This window comes from Burkholderia sp. WP9 (assembly GCF_900104795.1).
Classification (GTDB): Bacteria; Pseudomonadota; Gammaproteobacteria; order Burkholderiales; family Burkholderiaceae; genus Paraburkholderia.
This window is the reverse complement of record NZ_FNTG01000001.1, coordinates 4,097,355-4,117,434: the sequence shown is the minus strand read 5'-3', so window position 1 is coordinate 4,117,434 and position 20,080 is coordinate 4,097,355. Positions and strand designations below refer to the sequence as shown.

Below are 20,080 nucleotides of genomic sequence, written 5' to 3'. Positions count from 1 at the left end.
AAAAAGCCATCCGGCAGCGACGGATTGTTGCACTGGTAGGACAATCCGCCGCGCCCGGCCGGCCATTGTGGACGGCCCGGATGACGATCAGCTTTCCAGCCAGCGCTCGCGCGCCTTGCGCGCGGCGGCCCGCTTGTCGCTGACGGCGAGCTTGTAGCGCGCGACCTCAGGCCCGTCCAGCTTGACTTGCGCGACGCGCAGTTCGTCGCGGCGGAACGCGTGAACCTCGACTTTCGCGCCCGGCTGATAGCGCGCGAGCAATCCGTCAAGATTCGAGCCGGTCACGCGCAGGCCGTCCAGCGCGATCAGCACGTCGCCAGCCGAGAGCCCGGCTTTTTGCGCGGCGCTGCCGTCATGAACCGCCGCGAGCGTGCAATCCGCGCCGCCGCGCACGCGTGCGCCGAGCGACGGCTTGCCGTTCTTTTCGAGTTCCGGCGCGATTGCTACGCCGAACGGCGCGAGCAGCGTCTCGAGCGGCAGATCGTGCGTGCCGTGCACGGCTTCGGCGAACAACTCACCGAGTTTCGCGCCGGTCGCTTCCGCGAAAAGCGCCTCGATCTCGCTTTCGTCGACGCCAACCGGTTTGCCGCGATAGAAGTCACGGCCGAAGCGCTGCCAGAGCAAGCGCATCACGTCGTCGAGCGATTTGCGGTTGTTGGTCTGCGCGCGAATCGTCAGATCGAACGCCAGCGCGACGAGCGAACCCTTGGTGTAGTAGCTGACGATCGCGTTCGGCGCGTTCTCGTCCTGCCGGTAGTATTTGACCCACGCGTCGAACGAGCTTTCGGCGACGCTCTGCTTCAGGCGCCCACTGCCGCGCTGCACGCCACCGACCACCTTGCCGAGCAGGCCGAAGTAGTCGTCCTGCGTGATCAGGCCGCTGCGCACGAGGATCAGATCGTCGTAGTAAGAGGTGAAGCCCTCGAACAGCCACAGCAGCGACGTGTAGTTTTCGACGCTCAGGTCGTACGGCGCGAACACGGCCGGCTTGATGCGCTTCACATTCCAGGTGTGGAAGTATTCGTGACTGCACAGACCGAGATAGGTCCGGTAGCCTTCGGTGAGCGCCTCGCGCCCTTCCACCGGCAAATCGCCGCGATTGCAGATCAGCGCGGTCGAAGCGCGGTGTTCGAGGCCGCCGTACCCATCCGTAACGGCTTGGGTCATGAATACGTAGCGATCCACCGGCGCTTTCTTCGACCTGGGCTCGAACAATGCGATCTGCGCTTCGCAGATACGCTTCAGGTCGGCGGACAGACGCGCCATGTCCAGCCCGACCACGCGCCCGGCGATCACGACGTCGTGCGGCACGCCGTGCGCCTTGAACGTCGCGAGCGCGAATTCGCCCAGCGTGACGGGATGATCGATCAGCTCGTCGTAGTTCTGCGCGCGATACTCGCCAAAACCATAACGCTTCGTGCCACGCGCTTCCGGCAGCGCGGTGGCGACACGCCAGTTGCGATACGCCGCGCCTTCCGGCTTCTGGATATCGACCACGCACTGCGCTTCCTCGTGACCGAGCGGCGAGAGAAACACGCTCGTGCCGTTGAAAAAGCCGGTCGTATCGTCGAGATGCGCGGCGCGCACCGACAGATCCCACGCGTAGACCTCATAGCGCAGCGTCAGCGCGCCTTTGACCGGCGCGGCCTGCCAGGTGTGCTTGTCGGTCTTTTCGACGCGCACCTTGCGGCCCGCGTCGTTGAAAGCACGCAGCGTCACGATGTTGCGGGCGAACTCGCGCACCATGTAGCTGCCCGGAATCCACACCGGCAGCATGAAACGCTGACCGGCCGGATCGGGATCGGCGACGGTCACGGTGACTTCGAACAGGTGAGCGGCGGGTTGCTTGGGAACGATGGTGTAGCGGATCGGCTTCATCGGCGGCGATTAGAAGAGGTGAGGCGGGGATAGTCGGGCTTGATGCGAAAGGAGGCGCACGTCGCGCCTCCTTTGTTCGATGTGTTCCGTATGCTCAGCGCACTGCGGACATTTCCTTGTCCAGCCGGTCGGCCGGCACGGCGCCGGGCAGGCGGCGGCCGTCGGCGAGGAACACCGTGGGCGTGCCGTCGACGTTCATGGCGTGGCCGAGCGCGAGGTTCTTGTCGATCGCGGCGGTGTCGCAGGTGCCGGCGGCGGTGGGCGCCTGATGGTCCTGCATCCACGATTCCCATGCCTTCGCACGGTCCGTCGAACACCAGATCGACTTCGACTTCGCGGTCGAATCGGGCGACAGCACCGGGTACAGGAAGGTATAGATCGTCACGTTGTCGATCGACTTCAGCGAGGTTTCGAGCTGCTTGCAATACGGGCAGTTCGGGTCGGAGAACACGGCGATCTTGCGCGCGCCGTTGCCCTTCACGACCTTCACGGCGTTGGCGAACGGCAGGCTCGCGAAATCGATACGGTTGGTTTCCGCGAGGCGCGCTTCGGTCAGATTTTTACGGGTCTTCGCGTCGACCATGTCGCCGAGCATCAGATAGTCGCCGTTCGCGTCGCTATAGACGATCTGCGAGCCGAGGTTCACTTCGTACAGGCCGGCGATCGGCGATTTCGTCACGCTCTTGATCGTCACGTCCGCGAGGCGCGTTTGCAGCGTGGCTTTGAGCTTGTCGGTAGTCTGGTCGGCCTGTGCGGAGCAGCCGATCGTGACGGCTGCGATTGCAAGCGCGGCGGCCGCCACGCGGAAAGTCTTTTTCATGCTGAATTCCTGGGTTCAATCGCGCTATTGCGCGTTTCGTGACGTTCCCGGTCTGACCGGAACGGCGTCCATCCGTTCATGATACCTGCCTGGCCGGCAGCGGCATGCCGGAGCGGGCGCGTCAGCCCAACGCGGCCGACACCAGCCAGCGTTTGATGAACGGCTGCGCACCGACGAAAGCCATGCCGGTATTGCGCAGCGCCTTGGCGAACGGACCGGGAACGGAAAAGAGTTTTTGCAGACCGTCGGTGGCGATCATCAACGCGCGAATGTCTTCGCGGCGTGCGCGTTCGTAGCGACGCAGCAGCACCATGTCGCCGAGATCGCGGAACGACTCCTTGCCGGCGACGGTGTCGGCAAGCGCCGCGACGTCGCGCAGGCCGAGGTTCATGCCCTGCCCGGCCAGCGGATGGATCAGATGCGCGGCGTCGCCGACCAGCGCGACGCGTGGCGCCACCAACCGGTCGACCGTTTGCAGCGCCAGCGGGAAACCTTGCGCGGGCGTCACGCAGTCGAGCGCGCCGAACTGACCGCCCGTCACGCGTTCCACTTCAGCGGCGAGCTGCGCCGGATCGAGCGCGACCAGTTGCTCTGCGTGCTCGGTGCGCGCCGACCACACCAGCGAGACGTGGCCGTCCGGCATGGGCAGGAGCGCGATGATCTCGCCGTCCTTGAACCATTGATACGCGGTTTCGCTGTGCGGCTTCTCGGCCTTGAAATTGGCGACCACGCCGGTTTGCTTATAGTCGCGCCGGACCATCTTCGAGCCGATCTGCGCGCGCACCCACGAATGCGCGCCGTCTGCGCCGACCACCAGATCGGCTTCGAGCACATTGCCGTTGGCGAGGCCGACGCTGGCGCTGTCAGCGGTGAAGTCCAGCGCCTGGGCGCGCGTGTCGATCCAGGTAAGATTCGGCTGGAAGCGCAGCGCGGCGTCCAATGCGCGCTCGATCACCGACGACTCGACGATCCACGCGAGTTGCGGCACCGAAGCCTGAAACGCGGAGAAATGCAGTTCGGCGTGCGCGTCACCGTAGACGCGCATGTCGTAGACCGGCCCGAGCCGCGTCAGATCGAGCGCCTGCCAGACCCGCAAACGCTCCAGCAGAGCCTGCGAGCTCGACGACAGCGCGTAGACCCGCGAGTCGAAGCTGGCGCCGTGGGGCAGCGCCGCGCAGGGCTGCGCGAGCAGCGCCACGCGCAGTCCGCCTTGCGTCAGCGCCAGCGCCGCGGTCTTGCCGACGAGCCCGCCGCCGATCACGGCGGCATCAAAGGTCTGGTGGTGTGCATTCATCCGCGCATTATAGCCGCGGGGGTTGCGAGGGACGGATCGACGCGCGCGGCGTTTGCGCCCGAACAAGCGCGCCGATACTCGCAGACGACCGTCCGCCGCCAGCGCCGCGTCCGCTTCGCGCAGCCGCGTGAATTCGCGCTCGGAAGACAGGAACGCCACGCGTCCGCCCGGACGGCAAGCGCCGCCCTCCGTCCGCCGCAGCAGTGAGCCGATCCGAACGGGTTACAATTACGCTTTCCGTGAAAACTCGCACCCGGTCGTCGAGCAACGCCCCGATCCGGTGTCTTGTCCCGCTCCGCTGCATTTGTCCGCCACGCCACACGCGAAGGCTTCTCGAATCCTGCATATAGCGTCGAGCGCATCACGCAACTTACTGAATCAATGAAGGATTTCCATGAGCCTCAAATGCGGCATCGTCGGCCTGCCTAACGTCGGCAAGTCCACCCTGTTCAATGCGCTGACCAAGGCGGGCATCGCCGCCGAAAATTACCCGTTCTGCACGATCGAGCCGAACGTCGGCATTGTCGAAGTGCCGGACGCGCGTCTGAAGGCGCTCGCTGAAATCGTCAAGCCGGAGCGCATCCTGCCGGCCGTGGTGGAATTCGTCGACATCGCCGGTCTGGTGGCCGGCGCGAGCAAGGGCGAAGGTCTGGGCAACCAGTTTCTCGCCAACATCCGCGAAACGGATGCGATCACGCACGTGGTGCGCTGCTTCGAAGACGAGAACGTGATTCACGTCGCGAACAAGATCGATCCGCTGTCGGATATCGAGGTGATCAACACCGAACTGGCGCTGGCCGACCTCGCGACCGTCGAAAAGGCGCTGGCGCGCTATTCGAAGGCGGCCAAGTCGGGTAACGACAAGGAAGCTATCAAGAACGCCGCCGTGCTGGAAAAAGTGCGCGCGCAGCTCGACCAGGCCAAACCGGTCCGTGCGCTCGACCTGTCTGACGAAGAAAAAGCCACGCTCAAGCCGTTCTGCCTGATCACCGCGAAGCCGACCATGTACGTGGCCAACGTGAAGGAAGACGGTTTCGAGAACAACCCGCATCTGGACGCGGTCACGAAGTTCGCGGCTGCGGAAAACGCGCCGGTCGTCGCCGTGTGCGCCGCGATCGAAGCGGAAATCGCCGACCTCGACGAAGCCGACATGGAAGTGTTCCTCGCCGACATGGGCATGGAAGAGCCGGGCCTGAACCGCGTGATCCGCGCCGGCTTCAAGCTGCTGGGCCTGCAGACCTACTTCACGGCGGGTGTGAAGGAAGTGCGCGCGTGGACGATCCATATCGGCGATACGGCGCCGCAGGCGGCCGGCGCGATTCACACGGACTTCGAGCGCGGCTTCATTCGCGCGCAGACCATCGCGTTCAACGACTACATCACCTACAAGGGTGAACAAGGCGCGAAGGAAGCCGGCAAGATGCGCGCGGAAGGCAAGGAATACGTCGTGCACGACGGCGACGTGATGAACTTCCTGTTCAACGTGTAAGTTTGAGTTTGAACCTCGGCTTCAGCGCGAGGCGGCCACGGGTGGAAACCTGAACGCCGCCATCCGCGCAGCCGGTGACATTGAAAGAGCCCGCTTCGAGCGGGCTCTTTGCTTTACTGCCCGCCACTTGTGCCGGCGCGCCCACACTGCAGCGGCAACGCGATACCGTTCCTGACGGCCGTCATGTTCGACGGCGAATCCGCTAGCACCGCGTCGATGCCGAGGCACGCCGTCGTGCGGTAATCATCCGCATCGTTCACGGCGATCGCAACGATTCGCACGTCCGGCTTCTGCCTGAAGCACGCGACCGTGGCAGGCGTCCATAACATAGCCTGCACGTCCGAGCGCCCTTCGCCCAGCGTGAACTTCTCGACCACCGTCAATGCGCGGTGCAACTCGAACGCGCTCATCGCGTGTTCGGCCGGCGCGTCCACACAACCCTGATTCAGCAGGACTCGCACGAGCCGCCCACGCGTGGCATCGCGCGATTCGAATAGCCGCGCTTGCGGATACGCGGCAAAGCTCCGTTGATAGTCCGCTTCAGTCGAATAGATCGACACGCGCCGCCATGCGTTTTCTTCATCGAGTACGCGCGCGACGGCCAGCGTCTGCGGTTCGGCGGGCAGCGCCTTCATATCGAGGATCACCGGCATGCCAGCCGGCATGATGCGCAGTGCTTCGCGCAGCGTCGGAATGCCCAAAGCATGATCGCGATACGGATAGGCATCCGCGCGGCGGAACGTCCACCCCGCATTCACGCGTGCGAGTTGAGCCGCCGTATACGCGGACACTGGCCCTTTCGCGTCGGTCAACGCCGACAGATCGCCCGGCCGATAAAGAACCGGCACGCCATCCTTGCTCAACTGCACGGTGAGCCACATCGCGTCGGCGTGATTCGTGATCGACAGGCGAATCGCTTCGAGCGTGTTCTCCGGCGCATCGCCCGTGCCACCGCGATGCGCGATGATCGCCGGCAACGCGCTCACCTGCGTGACGGCATTGTTCGGCGTCACGGGAGGCGTGAGCGAACAACCCGCCAGTAAAAGGCCTGCAATAAAGCTGCCTCCCGTCAATCGTACTGAACTCAGCATCTGGAATCCTGATTAATACCCACCGTGGCGTAACGTATACGAAGCGGGCACACGCGCAACGGACGTCTATCATGCCCGCACGCGAACGGCCGCGTCCAGCGAACGAGCTCAGTCCCTGCTCCTACGCAAACTCGCGCATTCATCGCCCACTCAATGGGCATATCAACACCGGCTGTTTCCGTTTTGTGACACCGATGTTAAATTGCGGCATTCGGCGACCGCCAAAAATGGTGCGCGCCGTCCGGCCGCCGACGCCGGACTGTCATCGAACACAACTAGAATCGCGCGATTCGCATCCGCGCCCGTTCCGACACTGGAGACAAATCGATGAGTTTGAAGCCGCTAATCCGTTCGCTATCCGTTGCCGCCGTATTGAGCGCCGGCCTCACTCAGGCGGCCTGCGCCGCAACTGAAATCCAGTTCTGGCACGGCATGGAAGCCGCGCTGGGCGAACGGCTGAACGACATTGCCAACGCGTTCAACGCGTCGCAAAGCGACTACAAGATCGTGCCGGTGTTCAAAGGCACTTACGACCAGACCCTCGCCGCCGGCATTGCCGCCTATCGCAGCGGCAATGCGCCGGCCATCCTCCAGGTCTACGAAGTCGGCACCGCCACGATGATGCAGGCGAAGAAGGCCGTGATCCCCGTCTCCGAAGTGTTCAAGCAGGCCGGCGTGCCGCTGGATGAAAAGGCCTTCGTGCCGACCATCGCCAGCTATTACAGCGACGCGAAAACGGGCGAGCTGATCTCGATGCCGTTCAACAGTTCGACGCCGGTGCTGTACTACAACAAGGACGCCTTCAAGAAAGCCGGCCTCGATCCGAACCAGCCGCCGAAAACCTGGGCGGAACTGCAGGCCGACGCGCAAAAGCTGAAGGCGTCGGGTATGGCGTGCGGTTATTCGTCGGGCTGGCAGAGCTGGATTCAACTCGAAAACTACAGCGCCTGGCATGGCGCGCCGTTCGCGACGAAGAACAATGGCTTCGACGGCCCGGACGCGCAACTGGAATTCAACAAGCCGCTGCAGGTCGCGCATATCCAGTTCCTGCAAAACATGCAGAAGGACGGCACTTTCACCTACGTCGGCCGCAAGGACGAACCGGTGTCGAAGTTCTATAGCGGCGACTGCGGGATCATCACCAACTCGTCGGGGTCGCTCGCCACGATCAAGAAGTACGCGAAGTTCAGCTTCGGAACCGGCATGATGCCCTACGACGCCAGCGTGAAGGGCGCGCCGCAGAACGCGATCATCGGTGGCGCGAGCCTGTGGGTGCTGTCGGGCAAGGATCCGGCCGTCTACAAGGGCGTGGCGAAATTCCTCTCGTATCTGTCGTCGGCGCCGGTTGCGGCCAAGTGGCATCAGGACACCGGCTATCTACCGGTCACCACCGCCGCTTATCAACTGACGCAGCAACAAGGCTTTTACGAGAAAAATCCGGGCAGCGACACCGCCATCAAGCAGATGCTCAACAAGCCGCCGCTGCCGTACACGAAGGGATTGCGTCTGGGGAACATGCCGCAGATCCGCACGATCATCGACGAAGAACTCGAACAGGTTTGGGCTCAGAAGAAGACGCCGCAACAGGCGCTCGACGCGTCCGTGTCGCGTGGCGATGAACTGCTGCGCCGCTTCGAGAACGCCGGCAACTGAGCCGGCAACTGAGCCGGCAACTGAGCGGAAAACTGAGCGAACGAGGTTCCGGCGCGCCCGCGCCGGAACCCGTGGTTGCCGCAGAACCTTGGATATCATCGATGGAAAAGCGCTCCAGCTTCGGCACCAGCCTGCTGCCATACCTGCTCGTCGCGCCGCAACTCGCGATCACGCTGCTGTTTTTCCTGTGGCCGGCCGGTGAGGCGCTGTGGCAATCCACGCAAAGTCAGGACGCGTTCGGCACGTCGAGCGAGTTCGTCGGGCTTGCCAACTTCAAGCAGCTCTTTGCCGATCCGCTCTACCTGTCGTCGTTCTACACGACGCTGATCTTCTGCGCGCTCGTCACGGTGTCCGGCCTCGTGATCTCGCTGTTGCTCGCAGTCTGCGCCGATCGCGTCACGCGCGGCGCCAAGACCTATCAAACGCTCCTGATCTGGCCGTATGCCGTCGCGCCCGCGATTGCCGCCGTGTTGTGGTCGTTTCTGTTCAACCCGAGCATCGGCCTCGTCACCTACGCGCTGGCCAAGTACGGCATTGTCTGGAATCACGCGCTGAACGCAGGTCAGGCGATGTTCCTCGTGGTGCTCGCGTCCGTCTGGAAACAGGTCAGCTATAACTTTCTGTTCTTCTATGCCGGCTTGCAGGCGATCCCGCGCTCGCTCATCGAAGCGGCGGCGATCGACGGCGCCGGTCCGGTGCGGCGCTTTTTCGGCATCGCACTGCCGCTGCTGTCGCCGACCAGCTTCTTCCTGCTGGTGATCAACATCACCTACGCGTTCTTCGACACCTTCCCGGTGATCGACGCAGCAACCGGCGGCGGCCCCGCGCAATCCACTCGCACGCTGATCTACAAGATCTTCGCCGAAGGTTTTCAGGGGCTCGACATTGGCAGTTCCGGCGCGCAGTCGGTGATCCTGATGGGGATCGTCGTCGCGTTGACGGTCGTGCAATTCCGCTTTATCGAACGCAGGGTTCAATACTCATGATCGAGAACCGCCGCGGTTTCGACCTCTTCTGCCACGCGGTGCTGATTCTCGGCGTCGTGCTGGTGGTGTTTCCGGTCTACGTCGCGTTCTGCGCGGCGACCATGAGCGAGCAACAGGTGTTCAGCGTGCCGCTTTCGCTGGTGCCGAGCACGCATCTGTTCGAGAACATCGCGACGGTCTGGTCGCAAGGCAGCGGCAACGCGGCGGCGCCGTTCGGCCGCATGCTGTTCAACAGCCTCGTGATGGCGCTGGTGATTTCGATCGGCAAGATTGCGGTCTCCATGATCTCCGCTTACGCGATCGTGTTCTTCCGTTTCCCGTTTCGCAATCTCGCGTTCTGGCTGATCTTCATCACGCTGATGCTGCCGGTCGAAGTGCGGATCTTTCCGACCGTGCAGGTCGTGTCGTCGATGCATCTGAGCAATACGTACAGCGGTTTGACATTGCCGCTGATCGCCTCGGCCACCGCGACATTCCTGTTCCGCCAGTTCTTCATGACGCTGCCGGACGAATTGATGGAAGCGGCGCGCATCGACGGCGCGGGCGCCATGCGGTTTTTCTGGGACGTGGTCCTGCCGCTGTCGAAAACGAACATGGCGGCCCTCTTCGTCATCACCTTCATTTACGGCTGGAATCAGTACCTGTGGCCGATTCTGATCACGAGCCAGCAATCGCTGACCACGGCCGTGGTCGGCATAAAAAGCATGATCGCCTCCGGCGACACCGCGACCGAATGGCATCTCGTGATGACCGCGACGCTGCTCGCGATGCTGCCACCGCTCGCCGTCGTGCTGACGATGCAGCGCTGGTTCGTGCGCGGACTCGTGGACGCGGAGAAGTAAGCGGCGCCCGTTTGAGCGAGCTTATTCCGGCATTGAAATAACAACACCGCACGAAGCGCGGCAAGCAACGAAAGGCTAAAACGGCATGGCTGCACTGACTCTGCAAGGCGTGAAAAAAACCTACGACGGCAAACAGTTCGTGTTGCACGGCATCGACGTGGACGTCGCCGACGGCGAGTTCGTCGTGATGGTCGGCCCGTCCGGCTGCGGCAAATCGACCTTGCTGCGGATGGTGGCGGGACTGGAGCGCATCTCCGAGGGCAGTATTTCGATCGCCGGCAAAGTGGTCAACCAGCTCGAACCGAAAGATCGCAACATCGCGATGGTGTTCCAGAACTACGCGCTCTATCCGCATATGAGCGTGGCCGAGAACATGGGTTACGCGCTGAAGATCGCGGGCGTGGACCGGGCGCAGATCAGGCAGCGCGTGGACGCCGCCGCGCAGATTCTCGAACTCGAAGCGCTACTGCAACGCAAGCCCCGCGAATTGTCCGGCGGACAACGGCAACGTGTCGCGATGGGCCGCGCTATCGTGCGCGAGCCGGCGGTGTTTCTGTTCGACGAACCGCTGTCGAATCTCGACGCGCGCCTGCGCGTGCAGATGCGGCTCGAAATCCAGCGTCTGCATGCGCGGCTCGCCACCACGAGCCTGTATGTGACGCACGATCAGATCGAAGCGATGACGCTCGCCCAGCGCGTGATCGTGATGAACAAAGGCCACGCCGAGCAGATCGGCGCGCCGACCGAAGTCTATGAGCGGCCCGCCACGGTGTTCGTCGCGAGCTTTATCGGCTCGCCCGGGATGAATCTGCTGGAAGGCCGCGTGTCGGACGACGGCTCCGTTTTCGAAGTGGCGGGCAACGGTCCAAAGCTGCCTTTGACGGGCGTGGCGTCGATCGGCCGCGAAGTCGCCAAAGGGCGCGAGTGGACACTCGGCATTCGTCCGGAACACATGAGCCCGGGTCAGGCGGACGCGCCTCACGCGACGCTCACCGTCGATTCCTGCGAACTGCTCGGCGCGGACAATCTCGCGCACGGCCGCTGGGGCAAGCATGACGTCACGGTGCGCTTGCCGCATGCGCATCGGCCCGCGGCGGGCGAAGCGCTGCACGTGGCGCTGCCCGCGCAACATCTGCATTTCTTCGACCCGGCCAGCGGCAAGCGCGCGAACTGAGGCCTGATAAATCGCCCGGGCAGTCAGAATAACAAGCACTCGAAAGACCATGATGGGCATGACCCGTAAGACCTTGCGATCCTGCGCGGTAGTCGCAGCGCTGCTGTTTAGCGTCTCGTCGGCGTTCGCGTATGTTGCGCCGGGCACGACGCCGGACGAAGCGAACCTCAGCAATCACAACACCTACACCAATCGCGACGGCAACACCGTGCACGCGCCGGCCCGCTTGTTATCCGGCAAGGCGCCGGAAGGCGCCACGGCACGTTGCCGCGACGGCACCTACAGCTTTAGCCGCCACCGCAGCGGCACGTGTTCGCGCCACGGCGGCGTGGCGGATTGGCTCTGAGCATCCGGGCGGGACCTGGCCGAACGGACACCCACTGCCGTGCCCTGCCCCTGCCGAAGTACAATGCCATTTGAAGAACCCGCCCGCGCGCGGGGTGTCGCGAAGTTCGACGCCACGCTCCAAGCCGCGCCGGCCGGCGCCGGGCGCTCTGCCCGGCCATAACACCGATTACCCATCCACCCACGACTGCCCGCCCCCTCGCGGCCGGCGTCGTCAACGTCTATTGCAAGCAAATGGCCCAATACGTTTTCACCATGAACCGGGTCGGCAAGATCGTGCCGCCCAAGCGTCAAATCCTCAAGGACATCTCGCTGTCGTTCTTTCCCGGCGCGAAGATCGGCCTGCTCGGCCTGAACGGCTCGGGCAAGTCGACGCTGATCCGCATCATGGCCGGTGTGGACAAGGACATCGAAGGCGAAGCCACGCCGATGCCGAACCTGAACATCGGCTATCTGCCGCAGGAACCGCAACTCGATCCGAACAAGACGGTGCGTGAAGCGGTCGAGGAAGGTCTCGGCGATGTCTTCGGCGCGCAAAAGAAACTGGACGAAATCTACGCGGCCTACGCCGAACCTGACGCCGACTTCGACGCGCTCGCCGCCGAACAGGCGAAGTACGAAGCGATCCTCGCCACCACCGACGGCAGCGCTGAGCAGCAAATCGAAATCGCTGCCGACGCGCTGCGCCTGCCGGCCTGGGACGCAAAGATCGAGCATCTTTCGGGTGGCGAAAAGCGCCGCGTCGCGCTGTGCAAGCTCCTGCTCGAAAAGCCGGACATGCTGTTGCTGGATGAGCCGACCAACCACCTGGACGCGGAATCGGTCGACTGGCTGGAACAGTTCCTCACGCGCTTCCCGGGCACCGTGGTCGCCGTGACTCACGATCGCTACTTCCTCGATAACGCCGCCGAGTGGATTCTCGAACTCGACCGCGGCCACGGCATTCCCTGGAAGGGCAACTACAGCAGCTGGCTCGATCAGAAGGAAGAGCGGCTGAAGCAGGAAGAATCGTCGGAATCGGCGCGTCAGAAGGCCATCAAGAAGGAACTGGAGTGGGTGCGCCAGAACCCGAAGGGCCGTCAGGCGAAGTCGAAGGCGCGTATCGCCCGCTTCGAGGAACTGAACAGCCAGGACTATCAGAAGCGCAATGAAACGCAGGAAATCTTCATTCCGGTCGGCGATCGTCTCGGCAATGAAGTGATCGAGTTCAAGAACGTCAGCAAGTCGTATGGCGACCGTCTGCTGCTCGACAACGTCAGCTTCAAGATTCCGGCTGGCGCGATCGTCGGCATCATCGGGCCGAACGGCGCGGGTAAGTCCACGCTGTTCCGCATGCTGACCGGCCGCGAACAGCCGGATTCGGGCGAGATCGTGCAAGGCCCGACCGTCAAGCTCGCATACGTGGATCAAAGCCGCGACGCGCTGGACGGCTCGAAAACCGTGTTTGAGGAAATCTCCGGCGGTGCGGACGTGCTGACGGTCGGCAAGTATGAAACGCCGTCGCGTGCGTATATCGGGCGCTTCAACTTCAAGGGCGGCGATCAGCAGAAGATCGTCGGCAATCTGTCGGGTGGCGAGCGCGGCCGGCTGCACCTGGCCAAGACGCTGATCGCGGGCGGCAACGTGCTGCTGCTCGACGAACCGTCGAACGATCTCGACGTCGAAACGCTGCGCGCGCTGGAAGACGCGTTGCTCGAGTTCGCAGGCTCCGTGCTGGTGATCTCGCACGATCGCTGGTTCCTCGACCGGATCGCCACGCACATTCTCGCGTTCGAAGGCGATTCGCAAGTCACGTTCTTCGACGGCAATTACCAGGAATACGAAGCCGACAAGCGCGCGCGTCTGGGTGAAGAAGGTGCGCGTCCGAAGCGTCTGCGTTACAAGCCGATCGCGCGATAAGCTCGAACCGGGCCGCCTGCTCGTCGGCTGGGCTGACGCGCAGGCCGCCTCGACGGCCGCGCTCTTGCGTGCGCGCGTGCCCACGTGTGCTCGCGCGGGCGAATTTTGCGGCGCCGCGTAGCAGGTGCCGCGAACACCTGGCGTCGCCGAGATGAGCAGCAGGGCACACAGCTTGCGTACCGTGGCGTGATACGTGTCATCGCGGCGGGGCGCGTGCGGTCCGCCGCGATGATCCAATTCAGGCGCGCGCCCGCCCGACGAGCGCAACGGCCGATCACTGCCACACCGCCCGGAACGCGGTGACGAGGAGGTAAGCATGACGATGTCGAGAGGCAAGCGCTGGGTCGTCGCCGTAGGCGGCGTGCTGCTGGTGCTAATCGTCGTCGTGGTCGGCGCCTTGCAGTTCGCGCAACGCGAGGTCAAGGAGCGCGTGATCGCGGCGCTCGGGCCACTGGGCAGCGCCGAAACCATCGACGTCGGCCTGACGTCCGTCCGTCTCACCAACGTTCTTCTCAAAGCACCGCCTGGCTGGCCGGCCGGCGATCCGCTCAGAGCGGACGAAATCACCCTCACACCCGACATTCGCGATCTGATCGCGCGGCGCATGCATGTCCGCAGCGTGGTGGTGCGCGGCTTCGATATCGCCGTGCTGCGCACCAAGGACGGTGCGATTCGCCTGATGCCGAATCTGCGGCAAACGGTGAACCAAGCCGAAATCGACGCCAGCGGCGCGACGGTGCCCATTCCTCGCGAAAAGCAGGTCGATCACATCCGTTTCGAACAGGGCAACTTCCACTTCTACGACATGACGGTCGGTCCACCGGCGTTCAAGGTGACGGTCAGCAATGCCAACGCAACCGTCGACAATCTGCGCCTGCCCGCCCTCACCGAGCCGACCAGCGTCAATGTCACGGGTTCGATTAAAGGTCCCACACACACGGGCAGCGTGTCGTTCGGCGGCTGGATCAAGATCGCCAGCAAGGATTCACAGACCACCAGCAAACTGCGAGGCGTCGACGTCGTGATGCTCGATCCGTACCTGATCAAGAAGGCCGGCGCCAAGGCGCAAGTGGCTAGCGGCACGGTCGACCTGACCGTCGAATCGACGGTGCGCAACTATCAGCTGCACGCGCCCGGAACGTTGACGGTCCACAATCTGCAACTCGCCGACAGCGGCAATCCGCTCGACACCTTCATGTCGATTCCGACCAAAGCCGCCGTCGCCGCGCTCAAGGCGCACAACGGCGATATCACGCTACATTTCGTTCTGGATGGGAATTTGCGCGACCCGAAATTCTCGGTGCAGGAAGGCCTGATGCAGCGCATCGCCACCGGCTTTGCGAAGGCGCTAGGCGTGAGCGTCGAGGATGTGGCGAAAGGCGCGGGACAAACCGTGAAAGGTCTGGGTAACGCGTTGAAGAGTCTGCTTGGCCAGTAAGTCAGTCAGCCGGGGCGCAACGCGGACACAGGCAGGGGTGAAGCGGCGCTTCTGGAAAACTGACGCGCCGCCTTGCCGCTAGAACAGCGCCCGCCTCAAACCGGCAGCCCCAGCTCGCGTAGTTTCGCTTCGGTTTGCCCGGCGCTGGTGTGATGCACGCCGTGCCAACCGAGCGCCGTTGCGGCTTCGGCGTTCTTCTGATTGTCGTCGATAAAGACGAGTTCGGCCGGTTCGATGCCCGGCAATTGCGCCTCGATCCGCTCACGCATGGCCGCGAAGATGGCCGGATCGGGCTTCACCAACTGCACCCGCCCCGACACCACGATGTCGCGAAACCGACGCAACACCGGGTAATGCTCCCACGCATACGGAAAGGTCTCCGCCGACCAGTTGGTCAACCCGAAGAGCGGAACTCCGGCCGCTTCGAGCTTTTCCATGATCGCCACGCCCTCGTCCAGCACGCCGGCCACCATCTCGTGCCAGCGTTCGTAGAACGCGCGAATCAGCGTCTCGTGATCGGGAAATTTCGCGACGAGTTCCTCGGTGGCCTCGACGATCGGCTGGCCGCCGTCCTGACGGATTACCCAGTCCATCGAACAGACGTGCGTCAGAAACCAGCGGCGTTCGGTTTCGTCAGGGATCAGTTCCCGATACAGGTACTCGGGGCTCCAGTCGATCAGCACGCCGCCGAAATCGAACACCACTGCCTTGATGGCCATGCACGCTCCGTGAGCAGGTTTCCTGGGCGATCAGATGGGCTGCGTGCGCAACTCCAGCCACGCTTTGGCCTCGCCCGACACATGCGGCGACAGGCGCGTGCGGACCGTCTCGTGATACGCGTTCAGCCACGCGCGTTCGTCCTCGCGCAGCAGCGACAGGTCGAGACAACGTGTGTCGATCGGGCACAGCGTCAAGGTCTCGAACTTGAGGAAGTCACCGAACTCGGTCTGGCCGGCAGGCACGTTCAGCACGAGGTTCTCGATGCGCACGCCCCACTTGCCCGGACGATAGATGCCGGGCTCGACCGAGGTGATCATGCCTTCTTCCATCGCGGTCCACGGTTCGGCCGGCGCATAGTGCGAAATGACCTGCGGGCCTTCGTGCACGTTCAGGAAGTAGCCCACGCCGTGACCGGTGCCGTGGCCGTAATCGGCGCCCGCTTCCCAGATCGGCGCGCGGGCGATCGCATCGAGCATCGGCGAACGGATGCCGCGCGGGAACTGCGCGCGCGAAAGCGCCATGGTGCCCTTGAGCACGATCGTGAAATCGCGCCGCTGCGCTTCGCTGATGGTGCCGATCGGCACCACGCGCGTGATGTCGGTCGTGCCGCTCAGATACTGCGCGCCGGAATCGATCAGCAGCAGGCCGTTGCCCTCGATCACCGAATGCGATTCCTCGGTGGCGCGGTAGTGCGGCATCGCGCCGTTCGCGTTGAAGCCGGCGATCGTCGCGAAGCTCAGCGACACGAAGCCCGGACGGCGCGCCCGGGCCGCCGTCAACTGTTCGTCGATGGTGAGTTCGGTGATCGTTTCGCGGCCCAGCGCGCCTTCGAACCAGGCGAAAAATTCCGCCAGCGCCGCGCCGTCCTGCTCCATCGTCTCGCGCACATGCTCGGCTTCCGCCTCGGTCTTGCGCGACTTGAAGAAGGTAGACGGATTGACGGCCTCCACCACCGTGACCGTGGACGGCACCGATTGCAGCGAGCCGAACGTGATGCGGCGCGGGTCGATCAGCAGCGTGCTGCCGGCGGGCAGCGCGGCCAGCGCGTCCGCAGCCTTGGCATAGGGCTCGACGCTGATGTTGTCTTTCGCCAGCGCATCGGCCAGCGCCTGCGGCACCTTGCCGTCCGCGACGAAGAGCGATGCGTGGTCCGCGCCGATCAGCGCGTGCGCCACGAACACCGGGTTGTAGCTGACGTCGGCGCCACGCAGATTCAGCAGCCACGCGAGGTCGTCGAGGGTGGAGATGAAATGCCACTGCGCGCCTTTGTCCGCCATTGCGCGGCGAATCTGCGCGAGTTTTTCCGAGCGGGCGACGCTCGCGTGCGGCGCGGCATGCTCGAACACGGCGGCGGCCGGGAGCGACGGACGCTGCGGCCAGATCGCGTCGAACAGATCGACGTCGGTGCGCAGTTTCACACCGCGCGCGCTCAGCGCCTGGTTCAAGGCACGCGCCGCCGCCACGCCGAGCACGGCGCCGTCCACGCCCACGGTGCCGCCTGCCGGCACGTTCTGCGCGAGCCATTCGAAATGCGGCGCGGTCTGCTGGCCGCCGGTCATCTTCATCAACTGAACGCCGGTACCGGCCAGTTGGGTATTGGCCTGCTCCCAATAGCGGCTGTCCGTCCAGACGCCGGCGAAGTCGGCGGTGACGATCAGCGTGCCGGCCGAACCGGTGAAGCCGGACAGCCACTGCCGGCCTTGCCAGCGCCCAGGCAGATATTCGGATAAATGCGGATCGGCGGACGGCACCAGGTAGGCAGCAACGCCTTCGCGCGCCATTGCGTTGCGCAAAGTCGCGAGCCGTTCGGGAATGGAGGAAGTTTCGGGAAGTCGGGCATTCATCGGAGTCACCTGCAAATATTCATCGACGGGAAAGCAAGCCGACCGTCACGGCAACGGCGATCAACGCAATGGCGGTACATACCGGCCATTCGAGCGTATCACCGTCATGAAAGAGACCAATCACATTGCCGGCCATGTGCGCGACAGCCGCCCCCAGCACGCCCGCCAGCAGCGCCACCCACCACCGGGCTCGGCTCGCGCGCCGCAGCGGATGCAACCACCAGCCCGCGAGGCCAATCACCGCCCCCAATACCACGAGCCCAGGCCACCCCATTAGCAGCAGGCCTCGCGCAGTTTCGGATTCGTCTCATGGGCGCAAGGGGCCAATACAGCTAGCATTTTTGTCTCATTAACTATAGAAGTTCAGCACGGCGCTTTCCGCATAGCGGTTGAGTTTAGGGGTCGGGGTGATGTTAGGCAAGCTGTAAGCCTTACGGAAAAGCCTGGTCCCCGGTCATTGCCACGCTGAAAGCGCGTCATGCGAATCGCCCTTATCGAGCCGGACCTGCGGCACGCTGAACTGGTTGGCCGGCTGGTTTTCGCCGGCGGCCATCTGTGTCAGCACTTCACCGCGAGCGTCCCGTTTCTGACTCGCGCCAACGAAGAATTCTTCGACCTTCTCATCACCGAAAGCTGGGCCGGCGACCATTCCGCCGAAGACGTCATCCCGCGCGCCCGCGTCATCCTGCCGGGCTTGCCGGTGATCGTGCTGATGTCGGCCCCGCGCGAAAGCCAGATTGTTGCCGCGCTGCACGCGGGCGCCGACGACTGCCTGTCCAAACCGGTCCGCGGCCCGGAGATGCTGGCGCGAGTGGACGCACTCCTGCGGCGCGCGGGCTTGCGGCGGCCGCCCAACCGGCGGCGCGACATCATCGGCGAATATGCGTTCGACGCGGCGCAGTTCGCCGTCACATTCCGTAACCAGACGGTCACGCTCACGCCAAAGGAATTCCGCCTTGCGCTGCTGCTCTTCAGCAATCTGTCCCGGCCAGTGTCGCGGGCGCATATTCTTGAAAACGTCTGGGCACGCCGCCGCGACGTAAGGTCGCGCACCGTCGACACCCACGCGTCGCGGGTGCGCAGCAAACTGCAACTTCACCCCGAACACGGTTATTGCCTGACGCCGCTGTACGGCTTCGGCTACCAACTCGACGCGATCCCGCCGGAAGCCGTCATGGAGGCCGAATGACACCCTCACAATGTAAGAATCGTGGAAACGCTATAATATTCAGCTAAACCATAGCTCCCCCAAATGCAGCTTCTAACGATCGGAATCAATCACCACACTGCGCCTGTCGCCTTGCGCGAACGCGTGGCGTTTCCGCTCGAACAGATCAAACCTGCGTTGGACACCTTCAAGAGCATCTGGCTCGGCCCGTCGGCCAGTACCGCGCCGGAAGCGGCAATTCTGTCCACCTGCAATCGCACCGAGCTCTACTGCGCGACCAACGACCAGGCCGCGCGCGAAGCCGCGATCCAGTGGCTATCCAAATACCACAACCTGCCCATCGACCAACTCGCGCCGCACGTCTACGCGCTGCCGCAGTCGGAAGCCGTGCGCCACGCGTTCCGCGTCGCGTCCGGGCTGGATTCAATGGTGTTGGGTGAAACGCAAATCGTCGGACAAATGAAGGATGCGGTGCGCACCGCGTCCGAAGCCGGCGCGCTCGGCACCTATCTGAACCAGTTGTTTCAGCGCACCTTCGCCGTGGCCAAGGAAGTGCGCAGCACCACCGAAATCGGCGCGCAGTCGGTTTCCATGGCCGCCGCCGCCGTGCGCCTCGCCCAGCGAATTTTCGACAAGGTCTCGAACCAGCGCGTGCTGTTCATCGGCGCGGGCGAAATGATCGAGCTGTGCGCCACGCACTTCGCCGCGCAGCAGCCGCGCGAACTCGTGGTCGCGAACCGGACGGCCGAGCGCGGTACGCGTCTCGCCGAACGCTTCAACGGCCGCGCCATTCCGCTAGCGGAACTGCCCTCGCGCATGCATGAGTTCGACATCATCGTGTCGTGCACCGCGTCCACCTTGCCGATCATCGGTTTGGGCGCGGTCGAGCGGGCGGTGAAAGCGCGCCGCCATCGGCCAATTTTTATGGTCGATCTGGCCGTTCCGCGCGATATCGAACCCGAAGTCGGCCAGCTGGAAGACGTATTTCTGTACACCGTCGACGACCTCGGCGCGATCGTGCGCGAAGGCAATGCCTCCCGGCAAGCCGCGGTCGCACAGGCCGAAGCCATCATCGAAACGCGCGTGCAGAATTTCATGCAATGGCTGGACGCACGCAGCATCGTGCCGGTGATCCGTCATATGCACACGCAGGCCGACGTGCTGCGTCGCGCTGAAGTGGAACGCGCGCAGAAAATGCTCGCTCGCGGCGACGATCCGGCTGCCGTACTCGAAGCGCTGTCGCAAGCGCTCACCAATAAATTGATCCACGGGCCCACGCACGCGCTCAATCGCGCGAGCAGCGAAAACCGTGACACGCTCATCGAACTCATGAGCGGTTTCTACAAACACTCCGGTTCCACGGAGCGTTAGCGGCGCAGCCAGCACCGCGCTGTCCGGGCCATCCGCAGTGGCCCGCGACGTGCTTCCGACCCAAGGGC

The 20,080-nt window shown here is 63.8% G+C and carries 17 protein-coding genes; 10 read left to right on the top strand and 7 right to left on the bottom strand.

Features of this window, described 5'->3' with window-relative positions; all coding sequences use genetic code 11:
* Positions 1-87: 87 nt before the first annotated feature.
* From BLW71_RS18425 to BLW71_RS18415, 3 genes are all read right to left on the bottom strand, one after another.
* Positions 88-1,878, bottom strand: a complete 1,791-nt coding sequence (locus tag BLW71_RS18425; protein WP_091798712.1) for a M61 family metallopeptidase — start codon at positions 1,876-1,878, stop codon at positions 88-90.
* 94 nt (positions 1,879-1,972) lie between these two features.
* Entirely contained in the window at positions 1,973-2,698 is a 726-nt protein-coding gene (locus BLW71_RS18420) for a DsbC family protein (protein WP_091798709.1), read from the bottom strand.
* A 121-nt stretch (positions 2,699-2,819) separates the two neighbouring features.
* The gene (locus BLW71_RS18415) at positions 2,820-3,992 is read right to left on the bottom strand and encodes a UbiH/UbiF family hydroxylase (protein WP_091800995.1); all 1,173 of its coding nucleotides are present in this window, start codon (positions 3,990-3,992) and stop codon (positions 2,820-2,822) included.
* A gap of 394 nt (positions 3,993-4,386) precedes the next feature.
* Between BLW71_RS18415 and ychF the strand changes: the two genes are divergently transcribed.
* The gene (ychF, locus tag BLW71_RS18410; protein ID WP_091798706.1) at positions 4,387-5,481 is read left to right on the top strand and encodes a redox-regulated ATPase YchF; all 1,095 of its coding nucleotides are present in this window, start codon (positions 4,387-4,389) and stop codon (positions 5,479-5,481) included.
* A 113-nt stretch (positions 5,482-5,594) separates the two neighbouring features.
* Here the strand turns inward: ychF and BLW71_RS18405 are convergent, their stop codons facing one another.
* Positions 5,595-6,572, bottom strand: coding sequence for a glycerophosphodiester phosphodiesterase family protein (locus BLW71_RS18405; RefSeq protein WP_091798703.1), 978 nt, complete (start codon positions 6,570-6,572; stop codon positions 5,595-5,597).
* Between the two features lie 327 nt (positions 6,573-6,899).
* Here BLW71_RS18405 and ugpB point away from each other — a divergent pair, with 327 nt between their 5' ends.
* From ugpB to BLW71_RS18370, 7 genes are all read left to right on the top strand, one after another.
* A complete protein-coding gene (gene ugpB / locus BLW71_RS18400; RefSeq protein WP_091798700.1) occupies positions 6,900-8,225 on the top strand; it encodes a sn-glycerol-3-phosphate ABC transporter substrate-binding protein UgpB in 1,326 nt (441 codons plus the stop codon).
* A gap of 101 nt (positions 8,226-8,326) precedes the next feature.
* On the top strand, positions 8,327-9,211 hold the full coding sequence (gene ugpA, locus BLW71_RS18395; protein ID WP_091798697.1) for a sn-glycerol-3-phosphate ABC transporter permease UgpA: 885 nt from the start codon (positions 8,327-8,329) through the stop codon (positions 9,209-9,211).
* Entirely contained in the window at positions 9,208-10,053 is an 846-nt protein-coding gene (gene ugpE, locus BLW71_RS18390; protein WP_091798694.1) for a sn-glycerol-3-phosphate ABC transporter permease UgpE, read from the top strand. Before ugpA ends, ugpE begins: the two co-directional genes overlap by 4 nt.
* An 85-nt stretch (positions 10,054-10,138) precedes the next feature.
* A complete protein-coding gene (locus BLW71_RS18385) occupies positions 10,139-11,227 on the top strand; it encodes a sn-glycerol-3-phosphate import ATP-binding protein UgpC (protein WP_091798691.1) in 1,089 nt (362 codons plus the stop codon).
* Between the two features lie 49 nt (positions 11,228-11,276).
* Positions 11,277-11,573, top strand: a complete 297-nt coding sequence (locus BLW71_RS18380; protein ID WP_091798688.1) for a DUF3761 domain-containing protein — start codon at positions 11,277-11,279, stop codon at positions 11,571-11,573.
* A gap of 233 nt (positions 11,574-11,806) precedes the next feature.
* Complete coding sequence (gene ettA / locus BLW71_RS18375; protein WP_091798685.1) at positions 11,807-13,471, top strand: energy-dependent translational throttle protein EttA; 1,665 nt, start codon at positions 11,807-11,809, stop codon at positions 13,469-13,471.
* A gap of 316 nt (positions 13,472-13,787) precedes the next feature.
* Positions 13,788-14,909 (top strand): DUF748 domain-containing protein, encoded by a 1,122-nt coding sequence (locus tag BLW71_RS18370; protein WP_091798682.1) that lies wholly within the window; start codon positions 13,788-13,790, stop codon positions 14,907-14,909.
* Positions 14,910-15,004: 95 nt separating this feature from the next.
* On the opposite strand, the gene BLW71_RS18365 is transcribed toward BLW71_RS18370, so the two are convergent.
* From BLW71_RS18365 to BLW71_RS18355, 3 genes are read right to left on the bottom strand one after another with little or no spacing between them, the layout of a single operon-like run.
* On the bottom strand, positions 15,005-15,628 hold the full coding sequence (locus tag BLW71_RS18365; RefSeq protein WP_091798678.1) for an HAD family hydrolase: 624 nt from the start codon (positions 15,626-15,628) through the stop codon (positions 15,005-15,007).
* 30 nt (positions 15,629-15,658) lie between these two features.
* Entirely contained in the window at positions 15,659-17,473 is a 1,815-nt protein-coding gene (locus BLW71_RS18360) for an aminopeptidase P family protein (protein ID WP_091798674.1), read from the bottom strand.
* A gap of 19 nt (positions 17,474-17,492) precedes the next feature.
* Positions 17,493-17,747 (bottom strand): hypothetical protein, encoded by a 255-nt coding sequence (locus tag BLW71_RS18355; RefSeq protein ID WP_091798670.1) that lies wholly within the window; start codon positions 17,745-17,747, stop codon positions 17,493-17,495.
* A gap of 204 nt (positions 17,748-17,951) precedes the next feature.
* Here BLW71_RS18355 and BLW71_RS18350 point away from each other — a divergent pair, with 204 nt between their 5' ends.
* Positions 17,952-18,662, top strand: a complete 711-nt coding sequence (locus tag BLW71_RS18350; protein ID WP_091798667.1) for a response regulator transcription factor — start codon at positions 17,952-17,954, stop codon at positions 18,660-18,662.
* Positions 18,663-18,725: 63 nt separating this feature from the next.
* Positions 18,726-20,012 carry a glutamyl-tRNA reductase gene (gene hemA / locus BLW71_RS18345; RefSeq protein ID WP_091798664.1) on the top strand — a complete coding sequence of 429 codons (1,287 nt, stop codon included), beginning with the start codon at positions 18,726-18,728 and terminating at the stop codon, positions 20,010-20,012.
* Positions 20,013-20,080 lie beyond the last annotated feature (68 nt).

Bases quoted from the DNA above. Each gene is read 5' to 3' on its own strand.
- BLW71_RS18425 (WP_091798712.1), bottom strand. From the start codon at position 1,878: ATGAAGCCGATCCGCTACACCATCGTTCCCAAGCAACCCGCCGCTCAC.
- BLW71_RS18420 (WP_091798709.1), bottom strand. From the start codon at position 2,698: ATGAAAAAGACTTTCCGCGTGGCGGCCGCCGCGCTTGCAATCGCAGCC.
- BLW71_RS18415 (WP_091800995.1), bottom strand. From the start codon at position 3,992: ATGAATGCACACCACCAGACCTTTGATGCCGCCGTGATCGGCGGCGGG.
- ychF (WP_091798706.1), top strand. From the start codon at position 4,387: ATGAGCCTCAAATGCGGCATCGTCGGCCTGCCTAACGTCGGCAAGTCC.
- BLW71_RS18405 (WP_091798703.1), bottom strand. From the start codon at position 6,572: ATGCTGAGTTCAGTACGATTGACGGGAGGCAGCTTTATTGCAGGCCTT.
- ugpB (WP_091798700.1), top strand. From the start codon at position 6,900: ATGAGTTTGAAGCCGCTAATCCGTTCGCTATCCGTTGCCGCCGTATTG.
- ugpA (WP_091798697.1), top strand. From the start codon at position 8,327: ATGGAAAAGCGCTCCAGCTTCGGCACCAGCCTGCTGCCATACCTGCTC.
- ugpE (WP_091798694.1), top strand. From the start codon at position 9,208: ATGATCGAGAACCGCCGCGGTTTCGACCTCTTCTGCCACGCGGTGCTG.
- BLW71_RS18385 (WP_091798691.1), top strand. From the start codon at position 10,139: ATGGCTGCACTGACTCTGCAAGGCGTGAAAAAAACCTACGACGGCAAA.
- BLW71_RS18380 (WP_091798688.1), top strand. From the start codon at position 11,277: ATGATGGGCATGACCCGTAAGACCTTGCGATCCTGCGCGGTAGTCGCA.
- ettA (WP_091798685.1), top strand. From the start codon at position 11,807: ATGGCCCAATACGTTTTCACCATGAACCGGGTCGGCAAGATCGTGCCG.
- BLW71_RS18370 (WP_091798682.1), top strand. From the start codon at position 13,788: ATGACGATGTCGAGAGGCAAGCGCTGGGTCGTCGCCGTAGGCGGCGTG.
- BLW71_RS18365 (WP_091798678.1), bottom strand. From the start codon at position 15,628: ATGGCCATCAAGGCAGTGGTGTTCGATTTCGGCGGCGTGCTGATCGAC.
- BLW71_RS18360 (WP_091798674.1), bottom strand. From the start codon at position 17,473: ATGAATGCCCGACTTCCCGAAACTTCCTCCATTCCCGAACGGCTCGCG.
- BLW71_RS18355 (WP_091798670.1), bottom strand. From the start codon at position 17,747: ATGGGGTGGCCTGGGCTCGTGGTATTGGGGGCGGTGATTGGCCTCGCG.
- BLW71_RS18350 (WP_091798667.1), top strand. From the start codon at position 17,952: ATGCGAATCGCCCTTATCGAGCCGGACCTGCGGCACGCTGAACTGGTT.
- hemA (WP_091798664.1), top strand. From the start codon at position 18,726: ATGCAGCTTCTAACGATCGGAATCAATCACCACACTGCGCCTGTCGCC.